General features: G+C 62.5%; 26 protein-coding genes. 16 read left to right on the top strand and 10 right to left on the bottom strand.

All coding sequences use genetic code 11. The features are described from left to right. Together ACO08C_RS13770 and ACO08C_RS13775 are read right to left on the bottom strand one after the other, a co-directional pair. Nucleotides 1-1,278: a dihydroorotase gene (locus tag ACO08C_RS13770; protein ID WP_421786371.1), complete on the bottom strand. Its 1,278-nt coding sequence runs from the start codon at nt 1,276-1,278 to the stop codon at nt 1-3. After that, nucleotides 1,275-2,243, bottom strand: a complete 969-nt coding sequence (locus tag ACO08C_RS13775; RefSeq protein ID WP_421788730.1) for an aspartate carbamoyltransferase catalytic subunit — start codon at nt 2,241-2,243, stop codon at nt 1,275-1,277. The genes ACO08C_RS13770 and ACO08C_RS13775 overlap by 4 nt, the downstream gene beginning before the upstream one ends. Nucleotides 2,244-2,328: 85 nt before the next feature. Here ACO08C_RS13775 and ACO08C_RS13780 point away from each other — a divergent pair, with 85 nt between their 5' ends. Together ACO08C_RS13780 and ACO08C_RS13785 are read left to right on the top strand one after the other, a co-directional pair. Then, nucleotides 2,329-2,835, top strand: a complete 507-nt coding sequence (locus ACO08C_RS13780; protein ID WP_421786372.1) for a GNAT family N-acetyltransferase — start codon at nt 2,329-2,331, stop codon at nt 2,833-2,835. Further along, nucleotides 2,835-3,746, top strand: coding sequence for an MBL fold metallo-hydrolase (locus ACO08C_RS13785; protein ID WP_421786373.1), 912 nt, complete (start codon nt 2,835-2,837; stop codon nt 3,744-3,746). Before ACO08C_RS13780 ends, ACO08C_RS13785 begins: the two co-directional genes overlap by 1 nt. A gap of 149 nt (nt 3,747-3,895) precedes the next feature. Here the strand turns inward: ACO08C_RS13785 and ACO08C_RS13790 are convergent, their stop codons facing one another. Both ACO08C_RS13790 and ruvX read right to left on the bottom strand, forming a co-directional pair. Further along, entirely contained in the window at nt 3,896-4,822 is a 927-nt protein-coding gene (locus tag ACO08C_RS13790; protein ID WP_421786374.1) for an AEC family transporter, read from the bottom strand. Beyond that, nucleotides 4,819-5,262, bottom strand: a complete 444-nt coding sequence (ruvX, locus tag ACO08C_RS13795) for a Holliday junction resolvase RuvX (RefSeq protein WP_421786375.1) — start codon at nt 5,260-5,262, stop codon at nt 4,819-4,821. Before ruvX ends, ACO08C_RS13790 begins: the two co-directional genes overlap by 4 nt. A gap of 111 nt (nt 5,263-5,373) precedes the next feature. On the opposite strand from ruvX, the gene gatC reads away from it, so the two are divergent. From gatC to ACO08C_RS13835, 8 genes are all read left to right on the top strand, one after another. Further along, nucleotides 5,374-5,661, top strand: coding sequence for an Asp-tRNA(Asn)/Glu-tRNA(Gln) amidotransferase subunit GatC (gene gatC / locus ACO08C_RS13800; protein WP_421786376.1), 288 nt, complete (start codon nt 5,374-5,376; stop codon nt 5,659-5,661). After that, entirely contained in the window at nt 5,661-6,143 is a 483-nt protein-coding gene (locus tag ACO08C_RS13805; RefSeq protein ID WP_421786377.1) for a GNAT family N-acetyltransferase, read from the top strand. Before gatC ends, ACO08C_RS13805 begins: the two co-directional genes overlap by 1 nt. A gap of 14 nt (nt 6,144-6,157) precedes the next feature. Continuing rightward, a complete protein-coding gene (gatA, locus tag ACO08C_RS13810; protein ID WP_421788731.1) occupies nt 6,158-7,615 on the top strand; it encodes an Asp-tRNA(Asn)/Glu-tRNA(Gln) amidotransferase subunit GatA in 1,458 nt (485 codons plus the stop codon). Further along, nucleotides 7,612-7,857: a hypothetical protein gene (locus ACO08C_RS13815; protein ID WP_421786378.1), complete on the top strand. Its 246-nt coding sequence runs from the start codon at nt 7,612-7,614 to the stop codon at nt 7,855-7,857. Before gatA ends, ACO08C_RS13815 begins: the two co-directional genes overlap by 4 nt. 174 nt (nt 7,858-8,031) lie before the next feature. Continuing rightward, on the top strand, nt 8,032-8,403 hold the full coding sequence (locus ACO08C_RS13820) for an endonuclease domain-containing protein (RefSeq protein ID WP_421786379.1): 372 nt from the start codon (nt 8,032-8,034) through the stop codon (nt 8,401-8,403). Continuing rightward, nucleotides 8,396-9,892 (top strand): Asp-tRNA(Asn)/Glu-tRNA(Gln) amidotransferase subunit GatB, encoded by a 1,497-nt coding sequence (gatB, locus tag ACO08C_RS13825; RefSeq protein ID WP_421786380.1) that lies wholly within the window; start codon nt 8,396-8,398, stop codon nt 9,890-9,892. Before ACO08C_RS13820 ends, gatB begins: the two co-directional genes overlap by 8 nt. Before the next feature lie 105 nt (nt 9,893-9,997). Then, complete coding sequence (locus ACO08C_RS13830) at nt 9,998-10,366, top strand: GFA family protein (protein ID WP_421786381.1); 369 nt, start codon at nt 9,998-10,000, stop codon at nt 10,364-10,366. A gap of 65 nt (nt 10,367-10,431) precedes the next feature. Beyond that, nucleotides 10,432-10,569 carry a hypothetical protein gene (locus ACO08C_RS13835; protein WP_421786382.1) on the top strand — a complete coding sequence of 46 codons (138 nt, stop codon included), beginning with the start codon at nt 10,432-10,434 and terminating at the stop codon, nt 10,567-10,569. Nucleotides 10,570-10,947: 378 nt separating this feature from the next. Here ACO08C_RS13835 and ACO08C_RS13840 read toward each other — a convergent pair whose 3' ends face one another. Beyond that, the gene (locus ACO08C_RS13840; RefSeq protein ID WP_421786383.1) at nt 10,948-11,892 is read right to left on the bottom strand and encodes an isopenicillin N synthase family dioxygenase; all 945 of its coding nucleotides are present in this window, start codon (nt 11,890-11,892) and stop codon (nt 10,948-10,950) included. Nucleotides 11,893-12,252: 360 nt separating this feature from the next. Here ACO08C_RS13840 and ACO08C_RS13845 point away from each other — a divergent pair, with 360 nt between their 5' ends. Next, complete coding sequence (locus ACO08C_RS13845; RefSeq protein WP_421786384.1) at nt 12,253-12,525, top strand: SEL1-like repeat protein; 273 nt, start codon at nt 12,253-12,255, stop codon at nt 12,523-12,525. Between the two features lie 9 nt (nt 12,526-12,534). Here the strand turns inward: ACO08C_RS13845 and ACO08C_RS13850 are convergent, their stop codons facing one another. Beyond that, the gene (locus ACO08C_RS13850; RefSeq protein WP_421786385.1) at nt 12,535-13,320 is read right to left on the bottom strand and encodes a polysaccharide biosynthesis/export family protein; all 786 of its coding nucleotides are present in this window, start codon (nt 13,318-13,320) and stop codon (nt 12,535-12,537) included. A gap of 163 nt (nt 13,321-13,483) precedes the next feature. Here ACO08C_RS13850 and ACO08C_RS13855 point away from each other — a divergent pair, with 163 nt between their 5' ends. The 3 genes from ACO08C_RS13855 to ACO08C_RS13865 are packed head-to-tail and all read left to right on the top strand — an operon-like array spanning nt 13,484 to nt 16,883. After that, entirely contained in the window at nt 13,484-14,938 is a 1,455-nt protein-coding gene (locus ACO08C_RS13855; protein WP_421786386.1) for a GumC family protein, read from the top strand. Between the two features lie 47 nt (nt 14,939-14,985). Further along, nucleotides 14,986-15,618, top strand: coding sequence for a hypothetical protein (locus ACO08C_RS13860; protein ID WP_421786387.1), 633 nt, complete (start codon nt 14,986-14,988; stop codon nt 15,616-15,618). Next, nucleotides 15,615-16,883 carry an O-antigen ligase family protein gene (locus ACO08C_RS13865; protein ID WP_421786388.1) on the top strand — a complete coding sequence of 423 codons (1,269 nt, stop codon included), beginning with the start codon at nt 15,615-15,617 and terminating at the stop codon, nt 16,881-16,883. The genes ACO08C_RS13860 and ACO08C_RS13865 overlap by 4 nt, the downstream gene beginning before the upstream one ends. On the opposite strand, the gene ACO08C_RS13870 is transcribed toward ACO08C_RS13865, so the two are convergent. The 3 genes from ACO08C_RS13870 to ACO08C_RS13880 are packed head-to-tail and all read right to left on the bottom strand — an operon-like array spanning nt 16,859 to nt 20,012. Continuing rightward, on the bottom strand, nt 16,859-17,626 hold the full coding sequence (locus ACO08C_RS13870; RefSeq protein WP_421786389.1) for a polysaccharide deacetylase family protein: 768 nt from the start codon (nt 17,624-17,626) through the stop codon (nt 16,859-16,861). The two genes, ACO08C_RS13865 and ACO08C_RS13870, sit on opposite strands and share 25 nt — an antisense overlap. Continuing rightward, nucleotides 17,623-18,558 carry a glycosyltransferase family 2 protein gene (locus tag ACO08C_RS13875; RefSeq protein ID WP_421786390.1) on the bottom strand — a complete coding sequence of 312 codons (936 nt, stop codon included), beginning with the start codon at nt 18,556-18,558 and terminating at the stop codon, nt 17,623-17,625. The genes ACO08C_RS13870 and ACO08C_RS13875 overlap by 4 nt, the downstream gene beginning before the upstream one ends. Further along, the gene (locus tag ACO08C_RS13880; RefSeq protein WP_421786391.1) at nt 18,555-20,012 is read right to left on the bottom strand and encodes a lipopolysaccharide biosynthesis protein; all 1,458 of its coding nucleotides are present in this window, start codon (nt 20,010-20,012) and stop codon (nt 18,555-18,557) included. The genes ACO08C_RS13875 and ACO08C_RS13880 overlap by 4 nt, the downstream gene beginning before the upstream one ends. 137 nt (nt 20,013-20,149) lie before the next feature. Here ACO08C_RS13880 and ACO08C_RS13885 point away from each other — a divergent pair, with 137 nt between their 5' ends. Beyond that, entirely contained in the window at nt 20,150-21,238 is a 1,089-nt protein-coding gene (locus ACO08C_RS13885) for a GNAT family N-acetyltransferase (RefSeq protein ID WP_421786392.1), read from the top strand. After that, a complete protein-coding gene (locus tag ACO08C_RS13890; RefSeq protein WP_421786393.1) occupies nt 21,232-22,350 on the top strand; it encodes a glycoside hydrolase family 5 protein in 1,119 nt (372 codons plus the stop codon). Before ACO08C_RS13885 ends, ACO08C_RS13890 begins: the two co-directional genes overlap by 7 nt. Here the strand turns inward: ACO08C_RS13890 and ACO08C_RS13895 are convergent. Then, entirely contained in the window at nt 22,347-23,852 is a 1,506-nt protein-coding gene (locus ACO08C_RS13895) for an exopolysaccharide biosynthesis polyprenyl glycosylphosphotransferase (protein WP_421786394.1), read from the bottom strand. The genes ACO08C_RS13890 and ACO08C_RS13895 overlap by 4 nt on opposite strands. Nucleotides 23,853-23,932 lie beyond the last annotated feature (80 nt).

Genomic DNA, 23,932 nt, shown 5'->3' on the forward strand with positions numbered 1-23,932 from the left:
TTACCCCCTATGGTTGTATACCATGCCCCCGCCAACCATTGTCATCAAGACCTGTCCCTGAAAGCGGCGGTTCTGCCAGGCGGCATTGCGGCGCGCGGAGCGACCCTTGCCGGCGTCAAAAATCCAGGGCGCGTCGCCATCGATAAGCACCAGATCGGCAGGCGCGCCGGCTTCCAGCCGCCCCTGTACGAGGCTCAGCAGGTCGGCGGGCCCCGAGGTCAGCGGCCGCAGCGCGTCGACCAGGTCGAGTTCACCTTCATGCACAAGCCACAAGAGCGCGGCGAGCAGCGTCTCCACGCCGATAGAGCCGGGACTCGCGTCTGCGAAGGGCTGGGCTTTTTCATCCAGGCAGATGGGCCGGTGATCGGATACGATGGCGTCGATCTGTCCGTTGGCGATGGCGGCCACCAGCGCGCGGCGATCGTCTTCGCTGCGCAGCGGCGGTGTCAGCCGGTAGGCGGGATCAAGGCCGTCGGCATCGACAGCATTGAGAGTCAAATTGGCGATCGCCGCCGTGGCGCAGATTTCAATCCCGCGCTGGCGGGCTCGCGACAGAGCATCCAGTCCTTCCGCGGTCGAGACGCGGTCGATCATCAGGCGTGCGCCGGTGAGTTCGGCGAGCGTCGCCAGCCGGTCGATGGCAAGACGTTCAGCGGATGCTGGTTCGACAACCAAGCCATAGCGGGCGGCGGCTTCGCTCTCGGTGGCCACGCTGCCGGCTGACAGGAAGGGCTCGCGCGCCGGACAGGCGATCCAGAGCTCGAAACCGGCGGCATAGTTGAAAAGGTTGCGCAGTGCCGCTGTGTCGGTCACCGGGCGATCGCCCTGCGAAACAAAGACCGCACCGCATTCCGCCATCAGCCCGATCTCGGACAGGGTGCTGCCGTCGAGCGTGCGTGTCGCGCCGCCGGCGATCAGGATGCGCACCGGATTGGGCAAGGCGGCCGATTTGAGCCCGCCGACAATCTCCGGCGTGTCGATCGGCATCTGCGAAGTCGGTGAAACGATAATCGTGCCAATGCCACCCGCGGCTGCCGCCGGCGCCAGCGTGTCGAGGGTTTCGCCAGACGGGGTGAAGGCCGGCTCTATGGCGGCACGGAGATCGATGAGGGCCGGGCAGAGTATGGCCCCATTGGCGTCTATGATCTCGTCATCATCATGCGCCAGCCCGTCGCCGATATCGTCGATCTGGCCATCAATTACGCGCAGGCTGCCGAGCGCGTCATGGCCACTCGCCGGGTCGACAATGCGGGCATTGCGGAAAGTGAAGGCCGTCATGCCGCGCCTCCCGAATTCTTGCGTGCCCGTGTGCCGAGCTGTTCAAGCACGGCCATGCGGATGGCGACACCGGCCTCGACCTGGTCGAGCACCAGGCTGCGTTCGGGGTCGTCGGCCAGCAAGCTGTCGATCTCGACATTGCGGTTCATCGGGCCGGGATGCATGACCACGCAGTTGGGGTTGGCGAATTCCAGCCGCCGCGCGGTGACACCCCAGAAGTGAAAATACTCACGCTCGGACGGGATGAGGGCGCCGCACATGCGCTCGCGCTGCAGGCGCAGGGTGATGACGGCATCGCAACCTTCCAGCGCCTCGTCGAGATCGTGGAAAATCTCGGCGCCCCAGCGGTCGACATCTGTCGGCAGTAGCGTCGGTGGAGCGCAAAGCCGGATTTCCGCTCCGAGAAGATTGAGCATGCCGACATCAGAACGCGCGACGCGGCTGTGCAATATGTCGCCGACGATCAGCACCCGCTTGCCACCGACTTCGCCGATACGGTTGGTCAGCGTGAACAAATCCAGCAAGCCCTGGGTCGGATGCGAGTGCATGCCGTCACCGGCATTGACGGTGGCGATGCCGGTTTCGCGGTAGATGAAGTCTGCGGCGCCTGAGGCCTGGTGGCGCACGACAATGAGGTCGGGCTTCATCGCCGCCAGCGTGCGCGCCGTGTCGGCGAGCGTTTCGCCTTTCTTGGCGGACGAGCTGGCTGCCGAAAAATTGACGACATCGGCGCCGAGCCGTTTGCCGGCCAATTCGAAGGAGGCAAGCGTGCGGGTCGAGGGCTCAAAAAAGAGATTGATCTGGGTCAGGCCTTTGAGCGCATCATGTTTCTTGTCCGGCGAACGGTTGATTGCGTGCCAGTGGGCGGCGCGTTCGAACAGGATCTGGATGTCCAAAGGATTGAGGTCGTCGACCGTGATCAGGCGGTCATGCGGAAAGTCATAGGTAAAGTCGGCGCGACCCATGTGAATTCCCAGCTGATTTCCGGCGGTATAGGGTGAGAGCGGCGCCATCGCAAGCGCGGCGTCCCGGGCGATGTGGAGAACCATCTTGAACATCCGTGAGATGACAGCCGCAGACGCCGATGCGGTGCTGGCGATCTATGCCGAAGGCATTGCAACCGGGCATGCGACTTTTGAGAGCGAACCGCCTGACTGGGCCGGTTTCGACGCGAAGCGGATGGCACAGCCGCGCCCCGTCGCCGCGATCAATGGCGAGGTCGTGGGCTGGGCGGCAGCGTCCGGCGTGTCCGATCGCTGCGTCTATGGCGGTGTCGCCGAAGGCACGATCTATGTCAGCGCAGCTGTCCGCGGACAGGGCGTCGGCAAGGCGCTGCTGACCGCGTTTATCAGGGCTGCGGAGCGGGCAGGCGTCTGGACGCTGAATGCGGGAATATTCGTGGAGAATACCGCCTCGATCGGTTTGCACGAGGCTTGCGGCTATCGCATGGTCGGCACCCGCAAGCGGCTGGGGAAGATGACGTATGGGCCGATGGCAGGGCGATGGCGCGACGTTGCGCTGATGGAATATCGCAGTGAAACCGTGGGGATCGATTGATGATCGAGTTGATGGCAGCCGCAGCGCTGCAAACGATGCCCGCCGAAGACTGCGCTGTGGAACTCGTGGTCCTCGGCGTGTCGCAGGATGGCGGGACGCCACAGGTCAACGTTCAGAATGATCCGGCCTGGGCGGACAGGAGCCTGCGGCGCCGCGTCGTGTCGCTAGGCGTCATCGATCATGTTGCCGGCACGCGGTATTTGTTTGAAGCCACGCCGGATTTCCGTGAACAGCAGCATGATCTGAACGCACTCGCGGGCATGTCGGGCGCACCCGACGGGATATTCCTGACGCATGCGCATATAGGGCATTACACCGGACTGATGTTTCTCGGTTTCGAATCGATGAGCGCGGATCGGGCACCTGTCTACACGCTGCCGCTGATGGCCGATTTCCTGTCCTCGAACGGTCCATGGGATCAGCTCGTCAATTACCGGAATATCGAGCTGCGGCCGATGACGGCGGATGACCCCGTTTCATTGAGTGAGCGGTTGTCCGTCACGGCCTATGATGTCCCGCATCGGCGGGAGTATGCGGAAACCGCGGGTTTCCGGATCGCCGGGCCAGAACTGTCCGTCATTTTCATTCCGGATATCGACAGTTGGGAGGAATGGGCGGCGCAAGGCACGCGGATCGAAGAGATCGTGATGGCAAACGATATCGTCTACGTCGATGCCAGCTTCTTCGACAACGATGAGCTTCCGGGCCGGGACATGAGTGCCATTCCGCATCCACGGACGACAGAAACGATGGATTTGTTTCAGGATTACCCCGGCGAAATTCGACAGCGCATCCGCTTCATCCACTACAATCACACCAACCCGATTCGGTACGAAGACAGTGGCGAAACCCGCGAGGTGTTCGAGCGCGGCTTCCGTATCGCACGGGAGGGTGAACGGATTTGTCTCTAAGGCGCTGCTTTAGCCGCAATTTCCGATCAGTTCGAAAATTCCCGTTTTCCTCCGATCTAATCGAAATATCTCGGAGGTCCTCCGGTCACCCGCTTCCGCGAGTGCAGGCAAGCCGGAGGAAGACGAGAGTTCTGGGGCAATCTCAATCGTTACCCAAGCTGCGTGGCGATCCAGACGGCCAGCGGCAGGGTAATCATTGAAAAAAGTGTCGAGGCTGTGACATCGCCGGCGGTCAGGCGCCGGTCGCCGCCCAGCTGCTGAGCGAGCACGTATGCGGATGCCGCGCCCGGTGAGGCGCCGACCAGCACGACGATGGCCAGCGCTTCGCCGCGCACGCCGAACGACCAGGCCAGCGCGCCGAAGACCAGCGGCGCGACCACCAGCTTCATTGTCACCGAGATCGCCAGGAGATGCCGCCGCGCGTTCAGCGCCGAAAAATCCAATGCCGCGCCGACGGCGAGCAGGATCAGCGGCAGCGCCGCCCGGCCCATCAGGGCGAGCACGTCGGCAACCGGGCCCGACTGGAACCAGCCGAAAACATTCGCAACGCCGCCGGCAACGCAACCGAGAATGAGCGGATTGGAAACAATTCGCCACAAGACAGCCTTGGCATCCGGCTTCTTGTCGCTGTTGCCCCAGACGGTGAGCACGGTCACGGCCATCACATTTACGATCGGGATGGTGACAACCATGATCAGCGAAACCAGCACTTCGCCGTCGAGGCCGAAAGACAGGGTGGCGAGCGCGAGGATGACGAGACCATTCCAGCGTACGGCGCCCTGGAAAATGCTGGTGAAGGCGGGGCCGTCGGCCGGGATCAGTGGCTTTAGCGCAACCACCAGCACGCCCATGGCGACGAAGCCGAGGGCCGCGGCGAGCACGGCCGGCGCGACGGTCATGGCCGCGAAATCGGCGCGGGAGATGACCGAGAACAAGAGGGCGGGCGACAGGCCGACATAGGCGAGGCGGGAGATGGCCGGCCATTGCTCCGCGGGCATCAGGCCCGAGCGGCGCAGCGCCCAGCCAACGCCGATGACCGCGAAAATGGGCAGGAGGGCGCCGAAGATTGGGTTCATCCGGCCAGCGCCTCAATGGCATCTTCGAGAATGATGGCGGCGGCATGGGCATCGACGACGCGGTCGATCTCGTCGCGCTTTTTGCCGGCGGCGCGCAGGCGTTCTTCGGCCTTGTCAGAGGACAGGCGCTCGTCCTGATAGCGGACGGGAATTTCGCGCAGGCGCTTCAGATTGGTGCCGAGCGCTTTTGCCGACTGGGCACGGGGCCCGACTGACCCGTCCATGTTGAGCGGCCAGCCGATGACGAGGCCGGTGCAGCCAAACTCGTCGTAAAGCGCGAAGATGCGCTTTGCGTCGGCGGTGAACTTCATGCGCCGGATCGTCTCCACTGGCGTGATGACCGTTCGCGCCGCATTTGAGACCGCGACGCCGATCGTCTTCTCGCCGGGATCGAGCGCGAGCAGCGGGCCGTCGGCGGGGAAGGCGGCGGTCTCGGACATGGCGCTCTGGGTGCGCCCGCGGCGAAATTCAGTCAAGCTTTCTTGCACCGCACAACGCGCATTGCTAGTCAGGCGCTTTGTGGAGTCCTTCCAAGCATTGGGGCGAATGCCATGGCCGTCACCGAAGACGATGTGAAGCGTATTGCGCGCTTGGCGCGGATCGCCGAGCCGAGCGACCGGCTGACCGCACTGACCGGCGAACTCAACGGGATTCTCGACTGGATCGAGCAGCTCAACGAAGTCGATACGGACGGGGTCGAGCCGATGACGACGCCGGTGAAGTTCGCGCTGCCGCAGCGCGAGGACGTCGTCTCCGACGGCGGTATCCGCGACAAGGTGCTGGCCAATGCGCCAAAATCCGAAGAGGGCTTTTTCGTTGTGCCCAAGAGCGTCGAGTAATGGGCGTTGTTGTCCGATATGCTGACCCGTTGAACGAGGACGCGCGGGCGCTGATCGCGGCGCTCGATGACGAGCTCGCCGGGCATTATGACGACGAGAACAATTTCCCGCTGGCGCCGGAAGAACTGGTCGACGACAAGACCGATTTTTTCATGGCGGAAACCTTCTCGGGCGAGAAGATCGGAACAATCGCGCTGCGCCGCGAGAAAGATTATGCCGAGATCAAGCGGATGTTTGTCGCGCCGGCGCATCGCGGCCAAGGCGCGGCGCAGGCACTTTTGAAAGCCGCGCATGAATGCGCCGCCCAGCATGGCTATGAGATTGTCCGCCTCGAGACCGGTTCATACCAGACAGCCGCCATCAGGCTCTACGAGAACGCCGGCTATACGCGCCGTCCCGCTTTTGGCGATTACCCGCCGGAGAGCGAACAGAACATCTATTTCGAATACGCCCGGCCTGTTGAAGAGGCCGCAAGGTCATGAGTGATTTCCTTTCCCTGTCGCTGACTGACATCACCGCCAAGCTGAAAGCCCGCGAGATTTCCGCGCGGGAAGTCGCCGGCGCGGCGCTTGATGCTGCTGAAGCTTCGCAAGGCGCGTTGAATGCTTTCACGGCCTTCGATCGCGATAAGACGATGGCAATGGCCAAGATATCCGACGATCGTCTCGCCAAGGGCGAAGGCGGTTTGATCGAGGGCGCGCCGATTGCGGTAAAGGATTTGTTCGCGGTCGAAGGCGTTTCGACCACGGCCTGTTCTCACATACTCGACGGGTTCGAGCCGCCTTATGAATCCACCGTGACGGCGAAGTTGTGGGACGCCGGGGGCGTCTTTCTCGGCAAGACCAATATGGACGAGTTCGCCATGGGCTCGTCGAACGAGACGTCGTATTTCGGCAATGTCGTCAATCCGTGGCGCGCCAAGGGCTCGGACGCACCGTTGACGCCGGGCGGATCGTCGGGCGGATCAGCCACAGCCGTGGCCGCCAACTTCGCTTATGGCGCCACCGGGACCGATACGGGCGGTTCGATCCGCCAACCGGCGGCCTTCACCGGTACGGTCGGCGTGAAGGGGACGTATGGCCGGGCCTCGCGCTGGGGTGCGGTGGCGTTTGCCTCCTCGCTCGATCATCCGGGCCCTTTCGCAAAAACGGTGAAAGATGCCGCCATCCTGATGCAGGCGATGTCCGGTCATGATCCCAAGGAATCGACGTCGCTGCCGCTGGATGTGCCGGACTGGATTGCCGCGGCATCGGCTTCGGTAAAGGGCAAGCGGATCGGCGTGCCGAAGGAATACCGCATGGACGGTATGCCCGACGAGATCGAAGCGTTGTGGCAACAGGGCGTGGACTGGTTGAAGGCCGCGGGTTGCGAGATCGTTGAGGTCTCCCTGCCGCACACCAAATATGCCTTGCCGACTTATTACATCATCAATCCGGCGGAAGCTTCGTCGAATCTGGCGCGCTATGACGGCATGCGCTACGGGCTGCGCGTCGAGGGCGAGAGCCTGACCGACACCTACGAAAAGACGCGCGCGGAAGGCTTTGGCGATGAGGTGCAGCGCCGCGTCCTGATGGGCACTTATGTGCTGTCGGCGGGCTATTACGATGCCTATTACCTCAAGGCGCTGAAAGTGCGCCGCCGCATTCTCGAGGATTTCGAGAAAGCCTTCCTGCATTGCGATGCGCTGCTGACGCCGTCGACGCCGTCCGCGGCCTTTGCGCTCGGGTCAAAATCCGACGATCCGATCGCGATGTATCTCAATGACATTTTCACGGTGACGGCGAACATTGCCGGTGTACCTGCCATGTCGGTGCCGGCGGGGTTGGATGGATCCGGCCTGCCGTTGGGTCTGCAGGTGATCACCCCCGCACTTGATGAAGCGACCATGTTCTCGGTGGGTGCGGCGCTCGAAGATGCGGCCGCGTTCACGCACAAGCCGGAGGCTTGGTGGTGACGCCGCATCCCGTCCTCCGTTTTGCACGGCCGGCGATCTTCGTTGGCGGATTGCTTGCGCTCATCGGCGCGCTGTTGATGACGGGACGGATCGAGGTCGCCAACGGGCTGGTGATCGGCATTGTCGCGCTCTGCCTCGGGATTGCCGGCGTGATTTTCGGATCCTTCGTCCAGGCCGCCTGGCGCGTCGTGGTGGCGGCCAATCAAGCAGAAGAATCCTCGCCGGATGACTCGCGGCGATAGCCATAACTTCATCCCTCTCCTTGACGGGGAGGGTGGCCGGACCGCCAGGTCCGGACGGGAGGGGTGCGGGTCATCCCCACCCCCTCCGTCCCGAAGCCTGTCCTCGGGCCGACTGAATGTCGGACCCGTGGGGGACACCTCCCCCGTCCAGGGGGAGGATGGGAGGGTGGCGCGATGAGCCAGTCCCCGCTGACTCCGATTGCGCGTGCTCTGCGCAAGCGAATGACCCCCGAGGAGGTCAAGCTGTGGCAGACGCTGCGGCAGATCGACGGTTGGAAATTCCGGCGCCAGGCACCGATCGACGGATTCATCGTCGATCTTGCCTGTTTTGAGGCGCGGCTCGTGATCGAGGTCGATGGCGGACAGCATGATGCGCCGGCGCATCGGGCGAAAGATCGTGCGCGGGACAAACACTTGGAGCAGGCCGGATTTATCGTCCTGCGATTCTGGAATAACGAGATCAATCAGAACATGGCAGGCGTGATCGATGCGATCCTCCCCTGCCTGGACCGGCGACGGCTGGAAGCAGAGCAAGAAAATGTCTGAGTACACCTACACACTGCCGGGCGTGACCGGTGACTGGGAGATCGTGATCGGCATGGAAGTCCATGCGCAGGTCGCGTCGAAGTCGAAACTGTTTTCCGGTTCGGCGACGGAATACGGCGCCGCGCCCAACACCCAGGTCAGCCTGGTCGATGCGGCGATGCCGGGCATGCTGCCGGTGATCAATTCCTACTGCGTGGAGCAGGCGGTCCGCACCGGTCTGGGGCTGAACGCCAAGATCAACGAATATTCGCGCTTCGACCGGAAGAATTATTTCTATCCAGATTTACCGCAGGGCTACCAGATCAGCCAGTTCCAGTTTCCTGTCGTCGGCGAAGGCGAGATTGAATGCGAGCGCGATGACGGGTCGATATTCGTCGTGGGCATTGAGCGGCTGCACCTGGAACAGGATGCCGGCAAGTCGATCCACGATCTCGACCCGAACGCGACCTATGTCGATCTCAACCGGTCGGGCGTGGCGTTGATGGAAATCGTCTCACGGCCGCACATCCGCTCGCCGGAAGAGGCTGCTGCGTACATGAAGACGCTGCGCACGATCGTGCGCTATCTCGGCACATGCGGCGGCGACATGGAAAAGGGCCAGATGCGGGCCGATGTGAACGTCTCGATCTGCAAGCCCGGCGCCTACGAAAAATTCCGCGAGACGGACGATTTCAGCCATCTCGGCACGCGCTGCGAGATCAAGAATGTCAATTCGATGCGCTTCATCATGCAGGCGATCGAATACGAGGCGCGGCGCCAGATCGAAATCGTCGAGGAGGGCGGCAAGGTCGACCAGGAAACCCGCCTGTTCGACGCGAACAAGGGCGTGACGCGGTCGATGCGCTCCAAGGAAGAAGCGCACGATTACCGCTATTTCCCGTGTCCCGATCTGTTGCCGCTGGAGATCCCGGCGACACGCATTGCCGAGATCAAGGCCGAGCTGCCGGAATTGCCGGCGGACAAGCGCAAGCGCTTCGTCGCTTCGCTGGGCTTGAACGAATACGACGCATCGGTGCTGGCCGCCGACAAGGACCGCGCCGATTATTTCGAGACCGTGGCCGAGGGACGTGATGCCAAGCTCGCCGCCAACTGGGTCAACAATGAGCTGTTCGGCCGCCTCAACAAGGAAGGGCTCGACATCACCGACAGCCCGGTCTCGGCGCAACAGCTGGGCGAACTGATCGATCTCATCTCCAGCGATGTGATCTCCGGCAAGATCGGCAAGGACGTGTTCGAAATTGTCTGGAGCGAGGGCGGCAGCCCGAAACAGATCGTCGAGGATCGCGGCCTGAAACAGGTCACCGATACCGGTGCGATCGAGACGGTGATCGACCAGCTGATCGCCGACAATCCCAACCAGGCCGCGCAGGTGAAGGACAAGCCGAAGGCAATGGGCTGGTTCGTCGGCCAGGTGATGAAGGCGATGCAGGGCAAGGCCAATCCGAAGGCGGTCAACGAGATCCTGCGCAAGAAGCTGGGGATCGGCTGATTGGATAAGCTTGATACGATTGCGCGGAGCGGCGGCTGCCAATGCGGCGCCATCCGCTTTCGTGCAAACGGGCTCCGCGACAACCCACATATTTGTCATTGCCGGATGTGCCAAAAAGCTTACGGCAATTTCTTCGCCCCGCTGGTCGGCGTCTACTGGGATGATTTCGAATGGACGCGCGGCGAGCCTGCGGTCTTCGTAAGTTCGCAAGGCATCAAGCGGGGCTTTTGCCGCGAATGCGGGACACCGCTTTTCTTCCTGCGCGAAGGTGGTGAGCACATTTCAATGTCGATCGGCGCCTTCGACGATCCGGCCGGTATTCCGCTGGCTTTCGAACTCAGCATGGAAAGCAAGCTGCCGCAGCTCGCGCAAATGGCGGACCTGCCGAATTTCGGAACCACCGAAGAAGACGATCCAGAAGGCGCGGCTCTCGCGAAGGCGACGAGCCAGCAACATCCAGATCACGACGCATGACGGCCGGCCGCCATTGAAACAAAAAAGGCCGGCGCTAGTTCTTCTTATCGAGAGGAGCTATAAGAATGACCGAAGATATCAAAAAAACCGAAGCCCGACAGGGTGTCCGCAAGCGCTGGCAGGAACACACGCTTTTCCTTTCGCTAATCGCGGCCATCGTTCTGGTCGGCGGCGGATATCTCATTTTCGCGGCGCTCACCTGATCCGGACGAGGCGCCGGCGGGGAGGGCGGGATTGCCGTCATGCCAATCCCCTGTCGGGAAAGTGCAAATACGGGCGTGAGGCCCTTGCAGACGGCGAGATTCTTCATATCTCCAGAGCTGAGCAAAGAGGAGCACTGACATGATCGGCAGCACCAAGTAATCCGTCCGCCGTCTGCGAAAAGGACAAAGCTGGAAAGATAACGGCTTCGCCCTGTCCCTGGTCGGTGCGGGCTCGGCCGCCGGACTCGGCTTCCTTGTCATCTCGGCGATCGTCTGATCCGTCGATCGGAACCAGAATTGCCAACGCCCGGCACGCATCGTGCCGGGCGTTTTTGATTGGAGTCGGCCACAACCAGCTGGCGGTGCCCGGCAGTATACCTACAAGAGGCGAATTTCGCGCAGGCGCTGAAGCAGGTAATCTTGCGCGCTGATCGGGTCCGGATACTGGTCCGGATTTTCCTCTGACACGCAATTTTCCAGCGTGCAGATCTCGTAATCGGGCCGGAAGTGCAAGAAGAAGGGCACGGAATAGCGTGCAAATTTCTGGCGTTCGGGCGCCGGATTGACGACGCGGTGCGTCGTTGACGGAAAAACATTATTGGTCAGCCGCTGCAGCATGTCGCCGACATTGATCACCAAGCATCCAGGCGGCGGATTGACATCAATCCAATCGCCGGTGCGGCGGTCGATGACCTGCAATCCGGCCTCTTCGGCGCCGAGCAGCAATGTAATCGTGTTGATATCCTCGTGGGCGGCAGCGCGGATCGAACCCTCCGGCACGGTGGCTTCCTGAGCGGGATAGTGCAGCAGGCGCAGGATCGAGTTGCCGTCCTTCACCGTGTCGTCGAAGAAATGCTGGTCAAGGCCGAGATCCCGGGCGACAGCGCGCAAGAGGCGAAGTCCAAGCTCGTCGAGCGCGTCAAATAGCCGGGTAACGGCCTGCCAATCCTCGATTTCCTCGGGTGTGAGGTTTTGCGGCATGACGGTGGCATTGGGGTGGCCGGCGGGCAGGTCCCGGCCGACATGCCAGAATTCCTTGAGGTCGATCTGTGCGGCATCCTTGGCAGCCTCGCGTCCGAACGGCGTATAGCCACGTTGCCCGGCGCCGCCTTCCACATGGTATTTCTGCTTTATTTCCACGGGGAGGGCGAAGAAAGCTTTCGCACGATCCAGGGCGTCGTCGATGATTTGCTGTTCGATCCCGTGATCGGAAATGACTGCGAAGCCAAAGCGGCGGAATTCCTCGCCGAGTTCGGCGGCGAAAACATCGGGGTTGGTGTCGTCCAGTGTCATCGACACCGGGGGGATAATCTGATCGGTCATCGGCCTGCCTGCTTATCTCCCCTGTCTTTATAAGCCCTGTGGCCCATCGCAAGCCCTCGCAAGCGGGCAAATGGTCGAAAATGTAAGATTTCGATGACCAATCCTAACGGCGAAGCCGGATTTCGTAACGACTGAAATCGCTTCTTCAGAGCTGATTCAGCTCGCTTAACCGATCTCAAGACTCCCTAACGAAAATAAACCAAAAAAAAAGATTAACCCTGAGTTTTCTTAACCTTATGGGAACTCACTGCGGCGAATCTCACATCTGTCCGAGGCCAAAAGGCCGGGGCATTGGGTGGAACGCTTTCTGACGCCACAACGGCAAAGCCGGGGCGCGAGGGCAAAAGGATGGGGGCCAAAATGGCTTTCACTGATGTAGAAACTGCGCAGGCGCACGATGCGGTCAATGCCGACCCAACGGGAGACGATCTCTGCAAGCTCGGCATTCTGTATTCGACTGGCCAAGGCGGTACGGTCGACTATGTCGAGGCGCACAAATGGTTCAACCTTGCGACTCTGATGGGTTGCGACGCTGCGAAATATTATCGTCAGGAGATTTCCGACGAGATGGATCGTTCGCAGATTGCCGCAGCACAACGCGCCGCCCGCGACTGGTTGGCTACGCGTCACTAACTATAACGGCTAGTCGTTGATCGCGTCCGCGATGGCGAATGAGAAGGCCTGGTCGAGCGGCAGGATGCCGTAGACATATTGTTCGATGAACAGGGTGATCTCCGCGATTGTCGAGCGCGGCACGAAGACGATGTCGTGCCGCTGGAGGACGAAAGCGTCGGCATTGCCATCGCCGCGCAGCGCGTCGTGAAGATCGACCGTGCGCATCATCAGGCCGTCGCCGCTGGGCGCCCGGCGCAGAACGACCACGTCTCCGCGGGCGGCAGTGTCGCGGAACCCGCCAGCCAGGATAACCGCTTCGAGCGCGCCGATGCGCGACGGCATGGCGTACATGCCCGGCGTATTGACCTGACCTCCTACGATAATGTTCTGCGGCCCGAAATCGGTAGCCGTCACTTCGACAATCGGGTCCCTCAACATTTGCGTATAGGCATCTGCGATCACGCTGGCCGCCTCTGCGTCGGTGCGGCCCGCCACCATGACGCGCCCGGCGAGCGGCAGGTTGACACGGCCGTCGGGGCCCACGGTCGCGGTCCGGTTCAGTTCCGAAGCGGTGTGAACCGTGACGTCGACGGTGTCGCCCGGAAACAGCCGGAAAGTGGGATCGGCGTTACGCCATTCCACGAAGGCGATATCCCCCCAGCCGGCGGGTGCGGTTGAACCTGATGCGCGGGTGGTTTCCCAAGCGTAATAATCGGGCTGATGCGGGCCGCGATCGAAGGGAGAACCCAGATTGCGAGCCGTGCCACATCCAGCGAGTGCGATGGCGGCAATGAGTAGCAAAATACGCGTCATGTGCGACTCGTCCGATAAAGCTTACCTGTTTCACAACCTTTCGCGGTTCGGATAATGAAAAATTAAACCGACCACCGCTTCTCTCCCTCACATGAGTCGTGCGTATTCCGGACCGGGCCAGTCGCCGCCTGTTCCGCCAGGTTCCGATGAACCACGGCGGTCATTGGACCTGTTCGACCTGATCGAAATGATCTGGTCCCAGCGCGTCATTATCGTGGTGGTTTTTCTTCTGCTCTTTGCTGCCGGCGCGGTCGCGTCGATTCTGATGCTCGACCGGTCGTATGAAGCCAAAGCACGGCTGCTGGTTCTGCTCGACGATGAGGATCTGACGCCGGGCGCAGCGGGATCGGGCGACGGATTTATCCTTGAGCAGGTGATGCAATCGGAAGCCGAAATTCTCAATTCGGAGGCGGTTCGCCGCCGTGCGCTGGAGACCATCGGTCCCGCCGCCATTCTTCCGGCTGGCGGAACCGAAGCGCGGGCGCTGCGGGCGCTGCGTCAGGGCTTCGCGGTTCAACGTGCGCCGAACGCATCGGTGCTGATTCCGGTTTTCGAAGGCGATGATCCCGGTCGATCGGAAATGATCCTTAATGCGATTGTCGATGCCTATATCGCCTATCGCCAGGTCGTCCTGACCGGCGACGGTGCTTCGGGAATTTCCGAACGGCGGATCCAGGCGGACACGGCGCATGCCATTGCTCTGGCGTCGCTCGACACCTTTCTGCAAGAGCACGACATCACGGACTATGAGGCGGATAGATCAGCAGCGATCACGCGTGTTTCGACGCTGCAAAACCAGCTGCTGACGGCCCAATCGGAGGCGCAGGCCGCATCGTCTGCGGCTTCGGCGATGGCTGCACGCGTCTCGGGTATGCCGGAAACCATCGAATTGTATGTTGAAAGCAGCGCCGAGAATCAGCTCGCCGAGTTGCGGCTGGAACGCGAGCGGTTGCTTGCGCGCTATCTCGAGACCGCCCCGGCTGTGATTGCCATTAATCGCGAGATTAGCGAGCTTGAGGAATTTATCGCGGGCGGCGGTGTCGCCGGCCTTGGCAATACGCGCACCGGCGTCAATGAAGTCCGCAGCGCGCTGGTCGAAGAACAGATGCGACAGGAGGTCCGCGCCAGCAGCCAGACGTCGCTGGCCGCCGCTCTTCGCCGTCAGTTGCGTGCCGCGCAGCAGGAGATTCAGCGATTGCGCGATCTTGCGCCGGAATTCCGGCGCCTGGCGCAGGATGTCGCCGCGACCGAGACGGCCGCGACGGGGCTCGCGACGCAGCAGGCCGAAGCGGAAGCCCGTCAGTCGCTGGTGCCGGGAAGCGCGGACGCTGTCCGGATCGTGGAGCGCGCTTATGCGCCACCGGAAGGGTCCTCACTCAAGAAGCTCGGCATCGCTGCGTCTTTTGTATTCGCCGCGGGGACAGCGATTCTGCTGGGATTGCTGCGAGGATACTGGATCAACCATGTCAGCCCGAACGCGCCGGCCCGGCCGCTGCCACGCGGTCAATCGGCCGGCCGTGCGGCCCATAACGGTCCGCAGCCGATGCCGTCTCATGTTGCCGGGGTTCCGGTACTGATCCGGACGCCGCAGCAACGGGAAGCGTTGGCGCGGCGTTAACCGGTCGCGGGGAATCCTGCCCATCAGTAACGATTCGCGGCGATTCGATGATTGATTTGTCCTTGGAAATGCGAGCGCTGGTCGACCAGCTCGAACCCATTGCCCGTCCCGGTGGCAAAGGGCGCGTCTTGATGTTTCTTGGTGCCAGCAAGGCTGCCGGCACGTCGACGATTGCGCGGGAATTTTCACGCGCCGCCGCAGCGCGTTCGCGGCGCGGTGTCTGGCTTTTCGACATGGATTTTGCCCGCAACGGTCAGTCGAAAGCCCTGTGCCCGGCCGGAGGCAGGGTCTTCGATGCCTCTTTCGGGCGGCCGCCCTTCTGGCGGGCGGCACCCGATGCGTCGCGTGCGCGCCTAGTTGCGCGGCCCGCCGGCCATCACCTCTATGTCACCGAGTTTCAACGGGCGCGCGGGGCGATCGAGCGTCTCGAGTTCGGCCGGTCGCCAGACTATTGGAAAGCCGTGCGGGGCGGTATCGATCTTGCCATCATAGATGCGCCTGGCGCCAGCCGGGCCATTCTGCCACTGGTCAGCGATACCGATGGCGTCATTCTTGTGGCGGACGATCAACAGTGGAGCGAACGTGCCATAGCTGCGCGTCGCGAAGCGATCGAACAGCGCGGCGGCGTGGTCGCGGGAATTGTCTGCAACCGGGCGCGGCCTGCGCGTCAGGCGGCTTGACCAGCCTCGCCAGCCATATTGCTGCGGTCCGTTCGGGGCCGGCGCTCAACCTTGCCCGGCCCCTGGAATGTCTGTTCGCGGGCGTGCTGCTTTTTCTGTTATCGCAAGGCTTGCTCGGTCCGCTCTTGGCGGCTGACGGAGATCCGGACAGTTCCGCGCTGTTGCGCGCCATGTGGTTGCCGATCTACGCGCTGACGCTGCTATGGCTGATCATCTCACCGGCGCGCACGCTGGATCTGATTTGGCGCGTGCCGGTGATCCTGGCGCTGTCGGTGCTGTGCCTGGCGTCCTTTTTATGGTCGGTCGACGCTGGACTGACGCAACGCCGCGGTTTTGCGCTGGTGATGACGACGTTGATCGGCATCGCATTGGCCGCGCGTTTCAATTGGGATGAGCTGATACCACTGTTCGCGGCCGTCTTCGCGGTTATTGGCGTTCTGAGCGCTGCGATCGCCATGGCCTATCCGGCCATGGGGGTGCACCATGATGTGCATGCCGGGGCATGGCGCGGCATTTTCTGGGAAAAGAACACGCTGGGCGCGATGATGGCGTTCGGCACGACCGCGGCGATCGCCGCATCGGTCTGTCAGCCCCGGCAGCGGTGGATCTGGTGGAGTCTTGCCGGCTTCATGGCTGCGATGGTCCTGATGTCGACGTCCAGAACGGCCTTGCTGGCCTTGCTCCTGGCGATGGCCGGATGCGGTGCCATACATCTCGTGCGGCGCGGCTTTGGATTTGCGGCGCTGATCCTGTGTGGCGGCGGCCTGGTCGTATTCGTCGGAGCGCTGATTTTGGCAGTCGCGCCCGTGACGGTCATCGAGGCGTTAGGGCGCGATGCGACGCTCACAGGCCGCACGGACATCTGGATCATTTTGGCCGAGCAGATCGAGGACCGGCCGTGGACAGGATTCGGCTATGGCGCGTTCTGGAGCGGTGACTATGGGCCGGCATTCTGGGTCCGGCAGCGGACGCAATGGGATGTACCGACCGCGCACAATGGCTGGCTGGAATTATTGCTGGGGGTCGGTGTTCCCGGTGTGGTGCTGATGGCGATTTCGCTCGGGGCGAGCCTTTTTCGCGCCTTCAGTCGCTTGTTTGGCGGACCAGAGGCCTACTGGGCGATCGTCTTCTTGGTGCTGACGGCTCTGATCAGTATTTCCGAAAGCAATCTGGTTCAGCGCAATGCAATCAGCTGGGTGCTCTTTGTTGCGACCGCGGCCCGGCTGGCGATGCCCCGGCGCTATTCGCGCACGAGCGAACGATAAGCCTCTGTCACCGGTATGACGTCGGCGCCACTATCGGCGACCGCGTCACAAATTTCGCGGAATTGCTCCGGTGTACAACCCCAGTCTGTCGGGTTTTCGCGAATATCGTGAGCATAGAATATCAGCCAGCCGGGCTTGCGCATGCCGTCGTCGATAAATGCGAGCGCGCGGTCGATGCCGGCGTCGCCGCCATCGATTCCGACCGCTTTCAGCAGGTGCCGGTCGTCGCCCGTCCGGTTGATGCCGGGTTGCACGCCGCGAAGCGTTTCATAGCGGGCCGAAAGGGCTCGCTTCATGCGCGGCGTCGATTCCCCGAATGGATAGGCAAAAGCCGGCAGGTTGTGGCGGTGACCCATGTCCGCGAGCGCGGCGTGATTGGCCTTGATATCGGCCATCACGGTGCCTGGTTCGGCGGCCGCCATGTCGATATGGCTATGCGTATGGCAAGCGATTTCATGCCCTGCTGCGGCAAGTCGCTGGATATCTGCGGCGTCAAACAGCCGGCCATGATGATTTTCGCTGCCGGCCATTCCGGTTGCGGCATACCATGTGCCGCGCCAATTCCGGCTTTCAAGCTCTGCGGCGCCGTGTTCCACCGCCGACTTCGGAAAGTCGTCGAACGTGAAGGAGACAGTGAGGCGGCTTGCATTAATCCGCAGTGGATCCCGCTCGAACAGCCGCGCCGACAGACGACGCCATTTTCCAGCTAGCCCGCTGGAGGGAATGTAGGCCGTGCCGTTCATCGGCGGATCGCTTCGGCGGCCCAGCTGGCGCGCCAGAGTTTGAGCGCGGTGGTCCGCGCTTTCATGGGGGCGACGGGCGTGCGCGCCATGGCCGCCCAGAGGCCGCGAAGCAGTGCCTGTCCGGGTATGGCGCGCAGGAACCGTGCCGCTTTGGCGCTGGGTAAGTGCATCAGCTCTGGATGCTTTTCCAGAAGTCGCGCGTAATTGCGGGCGGCGTCCTTGAATTTTCGCAGCAACACGTCCGCCGATTGCCAGCCTGAATGGCCGGCCGGGTGGTCGACATGGGCCAGCACGCCAATCCGATCGGCACGCACCGCCCAGTCGACATCCTCCCAGCCCCAACCGGAGAAATGCTCGTCAAACGGAACCCGGCGCATCACATCGGCAAGGACCAGGAGATTGCTGGTGCAGACTGCGGTGGCACCGATGGTTCGCCGAATGGCTGCGGAATTTTCGTCGCTCGACTGCGCCAGGGCCGCATGAAGCCGGTGCGCGCGGGAGGTGACAGGGTTGGCCAAATAACCGCCGAAGGCGGCGTCGAATTCCGCTGCATCAATGCGGTCGAGCCACCCGGCCAGAAACGCTGGCGGCACCGTCATGTCGGCATCCAGGAACAACAGCCATTCGCCAATTGCAGCGCCCGCCAAGCGGTTACGCCCGCCGGCCCGGCCAAGATTGCGGCGTGATGTGAGCAGCCGCACCGGCGGCGTCAGCTCGGTCATCATCTCAGTTACAGCAGTATTGAGTTCGGCATCCGGCTCGCCATCGTCAAACAGAAGGATCTCGACCGGCAGATCACCGGCAGATATCTCGTCGGACAAGGCTTGCAGGAGCGATCTCGGATCGTCCCTGAAGAACGGGATCAGCACCGATACGCGGCATGACGAGAGCGTGCAGGCGGCTTCGTTGGAAAACTCGGCATACTGGCTCATGTGGCGGCCTCCGGCGATCGCAGCCAGCCTTGCGCGATGCGGATCCAGCTCCGGCAATCGGCGATGTTCAGCGCCAGCGCCAAGCTGGCATAGGCGAGCGCTCCGGCGCCCGATTTCGCCACAAGCACGAGAAATGGCGGTCCGCTGACCGGCAGGGCGATCACAACCACGGCCATGCCGGCAGTAGCGGCGAGCGCCTTGCCCCAATCCAGCCAGGGCAGGGGAAGCGGAAAGAGCTGATGACCCACTAGCGCGCAGGCCAACAAACCGGCGGTGTAGGCGAACAAAGTCGCGGCCGCGGCACCGGCGATTCCGAATAGCGGGATCAGGACGATGTTGAGCGCCAGATTGAAGAGGGCGGCGGCCGCCATGATCCCCGCCATCCAGCGCGTCTTGCGGCGCAAAATAAAGGCTTCGTGGAAGTAATAGGTCATCAGCCCGTTCATCAGCGCGGCGATAGCGATCCATGGAAGGATTTGCGCGGCGCCTTCCCGGAAGTCGGCGCCGACCATCACGGTGGCCAGCGGCGTGGCGACCAGGGCGAGACCGGTGGCGGCCGGAAAGCCGAGCAATCCCATGATGCGGGCCGATTGACCCGCCACATCGCGTGCTGCGGCCTCGCCGTCGCGCTCCAGCGCCCGGATCATCAGCGGCGTCGCAGCGGCGCCGAGCCAGATAAACAGGATGTCGATGGTCCGGTCCGCCAGCCCGTAGCCGGCGGCGTAGAGCCCGACCGCAGCTTCATCGAGAAAGCCTGCGATCAGAAACCGGTCGCCGGCCGAGAGCAGGTGTTCGAACACCAGGGAAACCGAAACCGGCAATCCGTAAGCGAAATAGACCGACGCACGCCTTCTGTGCGGCCGTCCTCCAGCTGCTTTCCGGGCCTGTGCGGGGAATTCGAAGGCGAGCGTGATCAGGCTGGCGAGGGCCATACCGGCGATCGGACCGGCGGCGCCCAGCGGCGTCGTCATCAGAATGCCGATCCCGAGCGCGAAGCCGGTGAGCGTATTGAAGGTCTCAAAAACGGAATAGCTGGCGACCTGGCCTGCCGCCCGGCGCGTTTCGAGCCCGATCGCCAGGGCCGAGCGCAGCGTGAGGGCTGCGAGACCGAAGCCGAGTGCGGTTTTCATTTCGCCCGACAGTGGCGCCAGCAAGAGGGCGACCGTGCCGACGATAATGATGCCCACCGACACCAGGGCGTAGGTCGAATAGACGGTCGCCAGATGGGCGGCGAGGCTGCCGCGTTCGGCGGCCCGTGCATGAAAGCGCGCAACTGATGCATCCAGCCAGGTGTGAACCGCCATCGCTGTGATGTGCATGGCCGCGAGCGCTAGGGCGTATTGGCCATACATCTCGGTCGGCATCAGCCGTGTGAGAATGGCAACGCCGCCGAACCCCACGAGACCGCGCGCGATCTGAACAGGAAGGTATCCCAAGATGTGTTTGCCGAGCATGCGGGCGTTAACTCCGACCGATTGCGGACAATCTGCCGGAAAGCTTCTAAAATGGGGTGAACAGGCTGTGGCGGATCGAAACGAAAACTCAACCCTGTTCTGCTAGTCCAACGGGCAAGGTATTAGGGAATTCCGCCATGCACCGCCTGACCGCCGAACTGAAGCGGCCCAGCGAGCTGACGCCGGCCGAGCGTGAGGCTTGGATCGCGTTCACCGACGATAATGCTGCGCTGGCCAGTCCCTATTTCCGGATCGAGTTCGCGGAATGCTGTGAAGAGGTTCGCAGCGATACGCGCATTATCGTCGGGCGTGTTGGTGGACAAGTTCGCGGTTTTCTTCCCCTGCAGCTGGGGCGGATCGGCTATGCCAGGCCGATTGGCGGGCCGCTGGGCGATGTCCACGGACTGATCGTGCCGCCGGACGCTGAAAGCGACCCGCGTGATTTTCTAAGAGCGGCCGGGGTTCCGCTATTCGAGTTTCACAGCGCGATCGGCGTGACGCAGGGCTGGCGCGAATACGGACGCTGCCAGGACGGGGCGTGGATTTGCGATGTTTCGGATGGGTTTGACGCCTATCTGGAGACCCGCAAGATGTTCAGTCCGGGGGCCATGCGCAATTACCGGAAACGTCTGCGGCGCTTGGAGGCCGAGGAAGGCGGGTTCGCTTTCCAGTTGGACGATGCGTCGCCCAAAAATCTCGATTCGATGATCCGGATGAAGCGTTCGCAGTACAAGCAAACCGGCATTTTCGACGTGTTTTCTGTCGGGTGGACGCAGGCGCTTCTCGCGGCTTTGCTTCGCCGCCGGAGTGACCGTTTCCAGGGCCAATGCGCAACCTTGTCGATCAATAATGAGGTGGTGGCCATTCATGTCGGCATGGCGAGCGAGCGCCAACTGCATTACTGGTTCCCGGCCTACAATCCCGCGTTCAGCCATGTCAGCCCGGGCATCCTCTTGCTGATGGAACTGATCCGGTGGAGTGCGGCGGAAGGCTTGGCCGGCGTGGATCTCGGCCCGGGCGACTACCGCTACAAGGCGGAGCTGGGATGCTATCAAATGCCGCTTTGGTCCGGCTGCGTTATGACCCAGTCCGCACCGACCATGCTGCGCGGAGCGGCGCAGGCATTGGCGGGACGTGCGGAAAAGCTGCCGATCGGCCGCCTGGGCAGCCTGCCACGCAGGGCGCTGCGCAAGGCCGACAAGCTGGCATCGTTCTACGCATGGTGAAGGGACCGCATCGCCGGCAGGTGCTCGCCGGTGCGGCTTCGGCCTTCTTGCTCGGCAGCCAAAGCGCCGCGTTGCGACATCCGATCGACCTCTGGGACAACGCCACCGGGCCACATTTGCGTGGCGCCGTGATCCCGCAGCGCCGCGTCTATCCCGACATTGACGGCGAGAGCTTTCTGGGGCCGGGGCCCGTCGGCGCACCGATCAGCGATACATCGCTTCGCAACCTGGCCGCGGCGGGTGCCAATCTCGTGGTGTTGTCCTGCCCTGGCTTGTTTCGGGAGTCCGCGCCTTTCCGTTCAGACCCGGAGATTGTGGACTGGCTGGTTCGCCTCGTGGACCGGTGCACCGCTCACGGGCTCTACACCGTGATCGGTTTCCGGACCGGCCCCGGCCGATCGGAGTTCACATTTCACCGTGACAATCCTGGGGAGTGGTTTCCGGCGCGGATGATTGACGAGCGGGTGTGGACCTCGACGGAAATGCAGACTGCCTGGGCCGAGATGTGGCGGTATACGGCGCGCCTCTTTGCCAGGCATCGCGGTGTCGTCGGCTATGTGCCGATGGTCGAGCCAAATGTGAGCCATATCGTGCCGGAATTCGACTGGCCGCGCCTGGCCTTACAGCTGGCGCAGGCGATCCGCGATGTCGATGCGACGACACCTATTCTGATAAGTCCGAATGGATATGCCAACCGCTCGAACGCTGGCGAGTTGGACATGATGTCCGTTTCGAACGCCGTTCTGTTTTTGCACGATTACGCACCTTATGACTTCACCCATGCGGGACGCGGTCAGGCGGTCTCATTTGAACCGCATGAGGCGAGGATCACGCCGCCAGGCGCGGATCGCTGGGCAGTCGGCGAATTCGGCGTGCAACGCTGGGTGCCACATGCAGACCGCTTTCTCGATTTTCGGCTGCAATCGCTCGAGGTTGCGGGTGCGAACTCGGCCTTTTTTCACTGGCCGACCGGATGGCGCGAATATGAGCGGTCGGAGAATGCGTGGAATCCGTTGCTCGGCGTCAATCCCCGAAATTCGCGGCGGGTGGCCGACGCGCCGATGCTCAATGTGTTGCGGTCATACTGGTCGCGCAATGTTGTCCGGCCCTAGCGGATATTGATTTTGTCACCCAAGAGGGCCGGGCCCGTCCGCAACATGATCCAGACATCGAACAGCAGGCTGGCACGGGCGATATATTCCACATCATAGCGAATCCGCTCGCGGGCGGCTTCCGGCGTATGAAGCGGTCCGCGCGATCTATTGACCTGCGCCCAGCCGGTCAGGCCGGGCTTGACGCGGTGACGATGCGCGTACTCGGCGACGAGGCTGGAGGTGAGCGCGCCGCCTGTGCGCATACCGGGCGCGTGCGGCCGCGGGCCGACCAGCGACATTTCGCCTTTCAGCACATTCCAGAGCTGCGGCAGTTCGTCGAGTGATGTGCGGCGGATGAAGCGGCCGATGCGCGTGACGCGCGGATCGTCGCGCTCCACTTGCCGGACCGCCCCGTTGCCCGGGGCCGGATCGTTGCGCATCGAACGGAATTTATAGACCTCGATCGGTTTGCCATTGAAGCCTTCGCGGGCCTGGCGGAACAGGACCGGCCCGGGTGAATCGAGTTTGATGAGCAGCGCCAAAACCGCCATCACCGGCAAAGCCGCGACGAACATGACACTCCCGATCAGGAGATCCTGCAGGCGCTTTGTGATGATCCATCCTGGCGAGGCCGACGTGCCGGACAGCCGCGCCGCCGGCGAATTCGCGATCTCTTCCAGCGTTTCGTTCTTGGCGTTGAAATGCTCGAAGTCGAGCAAGAGGCAGACCGGCTGCGGCAGCGCTGACAGACGCGACAGCAAGGATTGCACCCGCTGCACGGCATGGGGTGTCACGGTGATGATGATGCGGTCGACCTCGTGCAGGTATGGCCAGCCGACGAGCTCGTCGACCGAACCGAGATAAGGCGTGCCGGCCAGAGCCGACGGGCTGCGGGAGCGACGGTCGTCAAAGACACCCAGAATGTTAAGCGTCCGGCTGCGGCCATTGGCTTCGATCAGGCGGCGCGCATTGGCCGTGGCACCGACCACGACCGCATTGGCCGCCAATCGGCCCTGGCTGGCCCAAAACTCGATAAAGAAGGCATAGACGGCATGGATTACAAACAGGCCGGCCGCGCCGACACCGGCCTGCAAGGCCGCGTCGCGCGATAGCTGCGTGTCGGAAACCTGAACCAGGAGAATGGAGATCATGCCCGCAATGCCGAGCGATATCACGCTGATCGCCAGATGGCGCCAAGCCGGCCGCCGAGCGCGGACGCGATAGACGCCGGTGATCTGGAACATGGCGAATGTGCTCGCCAGGAATACCAGGAAGGGCCAGAAATGCGCGCCAAAATTCACGAATGCTGGCACGGCGAGCGCTGTCATGACGGCCAGATCGACCAGTTGCAGCGCGCGGCTGAGCGTCGCCCGATCAATCCGGTTGGCGGGCGGATTCAGCTGACGAAAATCATCGGCGTCGAGCGGGCGCTGGCCGCGTCCGGTTTCCAACCCGGCAAAGCCCGGTGAAACGTCATTGGCAGGAGAGAATGACGGATTGAGATGCGGCCGCTCTGACATGGTGAATGCCCCGAACAAATTCGAATGACACCGATCATGCCGCAATAAGGAAAAGATTCGGTTGTCAGGCGTGGTTAGCG

The sequence above is a fragment of the Hyphobacterium sp. genome (genome assembly GCF_965229905.1).
In the GTDB taxonomy this organism is placed as follows: domain Bacteria; phylum Pseudomonadota; class Alphaproteobacteria; order Caulobacterales; family Maricaulaceae; genus Hyphobacterium.

Bases quoted from the DNA above. Each gene is read 5' to 3' on its own strand.
- ACO08C_RS13770 (WP_421786371.1), bottom strand. From the start codon at position 1,278: ATGACGGCCTTCACTTTCCGCAATGCCCGCATTGTCGACCCGGCGAGT.
- ACO08C_RS13775 (WP_421788730.1), bottom strand. From the start codon at position 2,243: ATGGGTCGCGCCGACTTTACCTATGACTTTCCGCATGACCGCCTGATC.
- ACO08C_RS13785 (WP_421786373.1), top strand. From the start codon at position 2,835: ATGATCGAGTTGATGGCAGCCGCAGCGCTGCAAACGATGCCCGCCGAA.
- ACO08C_RS13790 (WP_421786374.1), bottom strand. From the start codon at position 4,822: ATGAACCCAATCTTCGGCGCCCTCCTGCCCATTTTCGCGGTCATCGGC.
- ruvX (WP_421786375.1), bottom strand. From the start codon at position 5,262: ATGTCCGAGACCGCCGCCTTCCCCGCCGACGGCCCGCTGCTCGCGCTC.
- gatC (WP_421786376.1), top strand. From the start codon at position 5,374: ATGGCCGTCACCGAAGACGATGTGAAGCGTATTGCGCGCTTGGCGCGG.
- ACO08C_RS13805 (WP_421786377.1), top strand. From the start codon at position 5,661: ATGGGCGTTGTTGTCCGATATGCTGACCCGTTGAACGAGGACGCGCGG.
- ACO08C_RS13820 (WP_421786379.1), top strand. From the start codon at position 8,032: ATGAGCCAGTCCCCGCTGACTCCGATTGCGCGTGCTCTGCGCAAGCGA.
- gatB (WP_421786380.1), top strand. From the start codon at position 8,396: ATGTCTGAGTACACCTACACACTGCCGGGCGTGACCGGTGACTGGGAG.
- ACO08C_RS13830 (WP_421786381.1), top strand. From the start codon at position 9,998: ATGTGCCAAAAAGCTTACGGCAATTTCTTCGCCCCGCTGGTCGGCGTC.
- ACO08C_RS13835 (WP_421786382.1), top strand. From the start codon at position 10,432: ATGACCGAAGATATCAAAAAAACCGAAGCCCGACAGGGTGTCCGCAAG.
- ACO08C_RS13840 (WP_421786383.1), bottom strand. From the start codon at position 11,892: ATGACCGATCAGATTATCCCCCCGGTGTCGATGACACTGGACGACACC.
- ACO08C_RS13845 (WP_421786384.1), top strand. From the start codon at position 12,253: ATGGCTTTCACTGATGTAGAAACTGCGCAGGCGCACGATGCGGTCAAT.
- ACO08C_RS13850 (WP_421786385.1), bottom strand. From the start codon at position 13,320: ATGACGCGTATTTTGCTACTCATTGCCGCCATCGCACTCGCTGGATGT.
- ACO08C_RS13860 (WP_421786387.1), top strand. From the start codon at position 14,986: ATGATTGATTTGTCCTTGGAAATGCGAGCGCTGGTCGACCAGCTCGAA.
- ACO08C_RS13870 (WP_421786389.1), bottom strand. From the start codon at position 17,626: ATGAACGGCACGGCCTACATTCCCTCCAGCGGGCTAGCTGGAAAATGG.
- ACO08C_RS13875 (WP_421786390.1), bottom strand. From the start codon at position 18,558: ATGAGCCAGTATGCCGAGTTTTCCAACGAAGCCGCCTGCACGCTCTCG.
- ACO08C_RS13880 (WP_421786391.1), bottom strand. From the start codon at position 20,012: ATGCTCGGCAAACACATCTTGGGATACCTTCCTGTTCAGATCGCGCGC.
- ACO08C_RS13885 (WP_421786392.1), top strand. From the start codon at position 20,150: ATGCACCGCCTGACCGCCGAACTGAAGCGGCCCAGCGAGCTGACGCCG.
- ACO08C_RS13890 (WP_421786393.1), top strand. From the start codon at position 21,232: ATGGTGAAGGGACCGCATCGCCGGCAGGTGCTCGCCGGTGCGGCTTCG.
- ACO08C_RS13895 (WP_421786394.1), bottom strand. From the start codon at position 23,852: ATGTCAGAGCGGCCGCATCTCAATCCGTCATTCTCTCCTGCCAATGAC.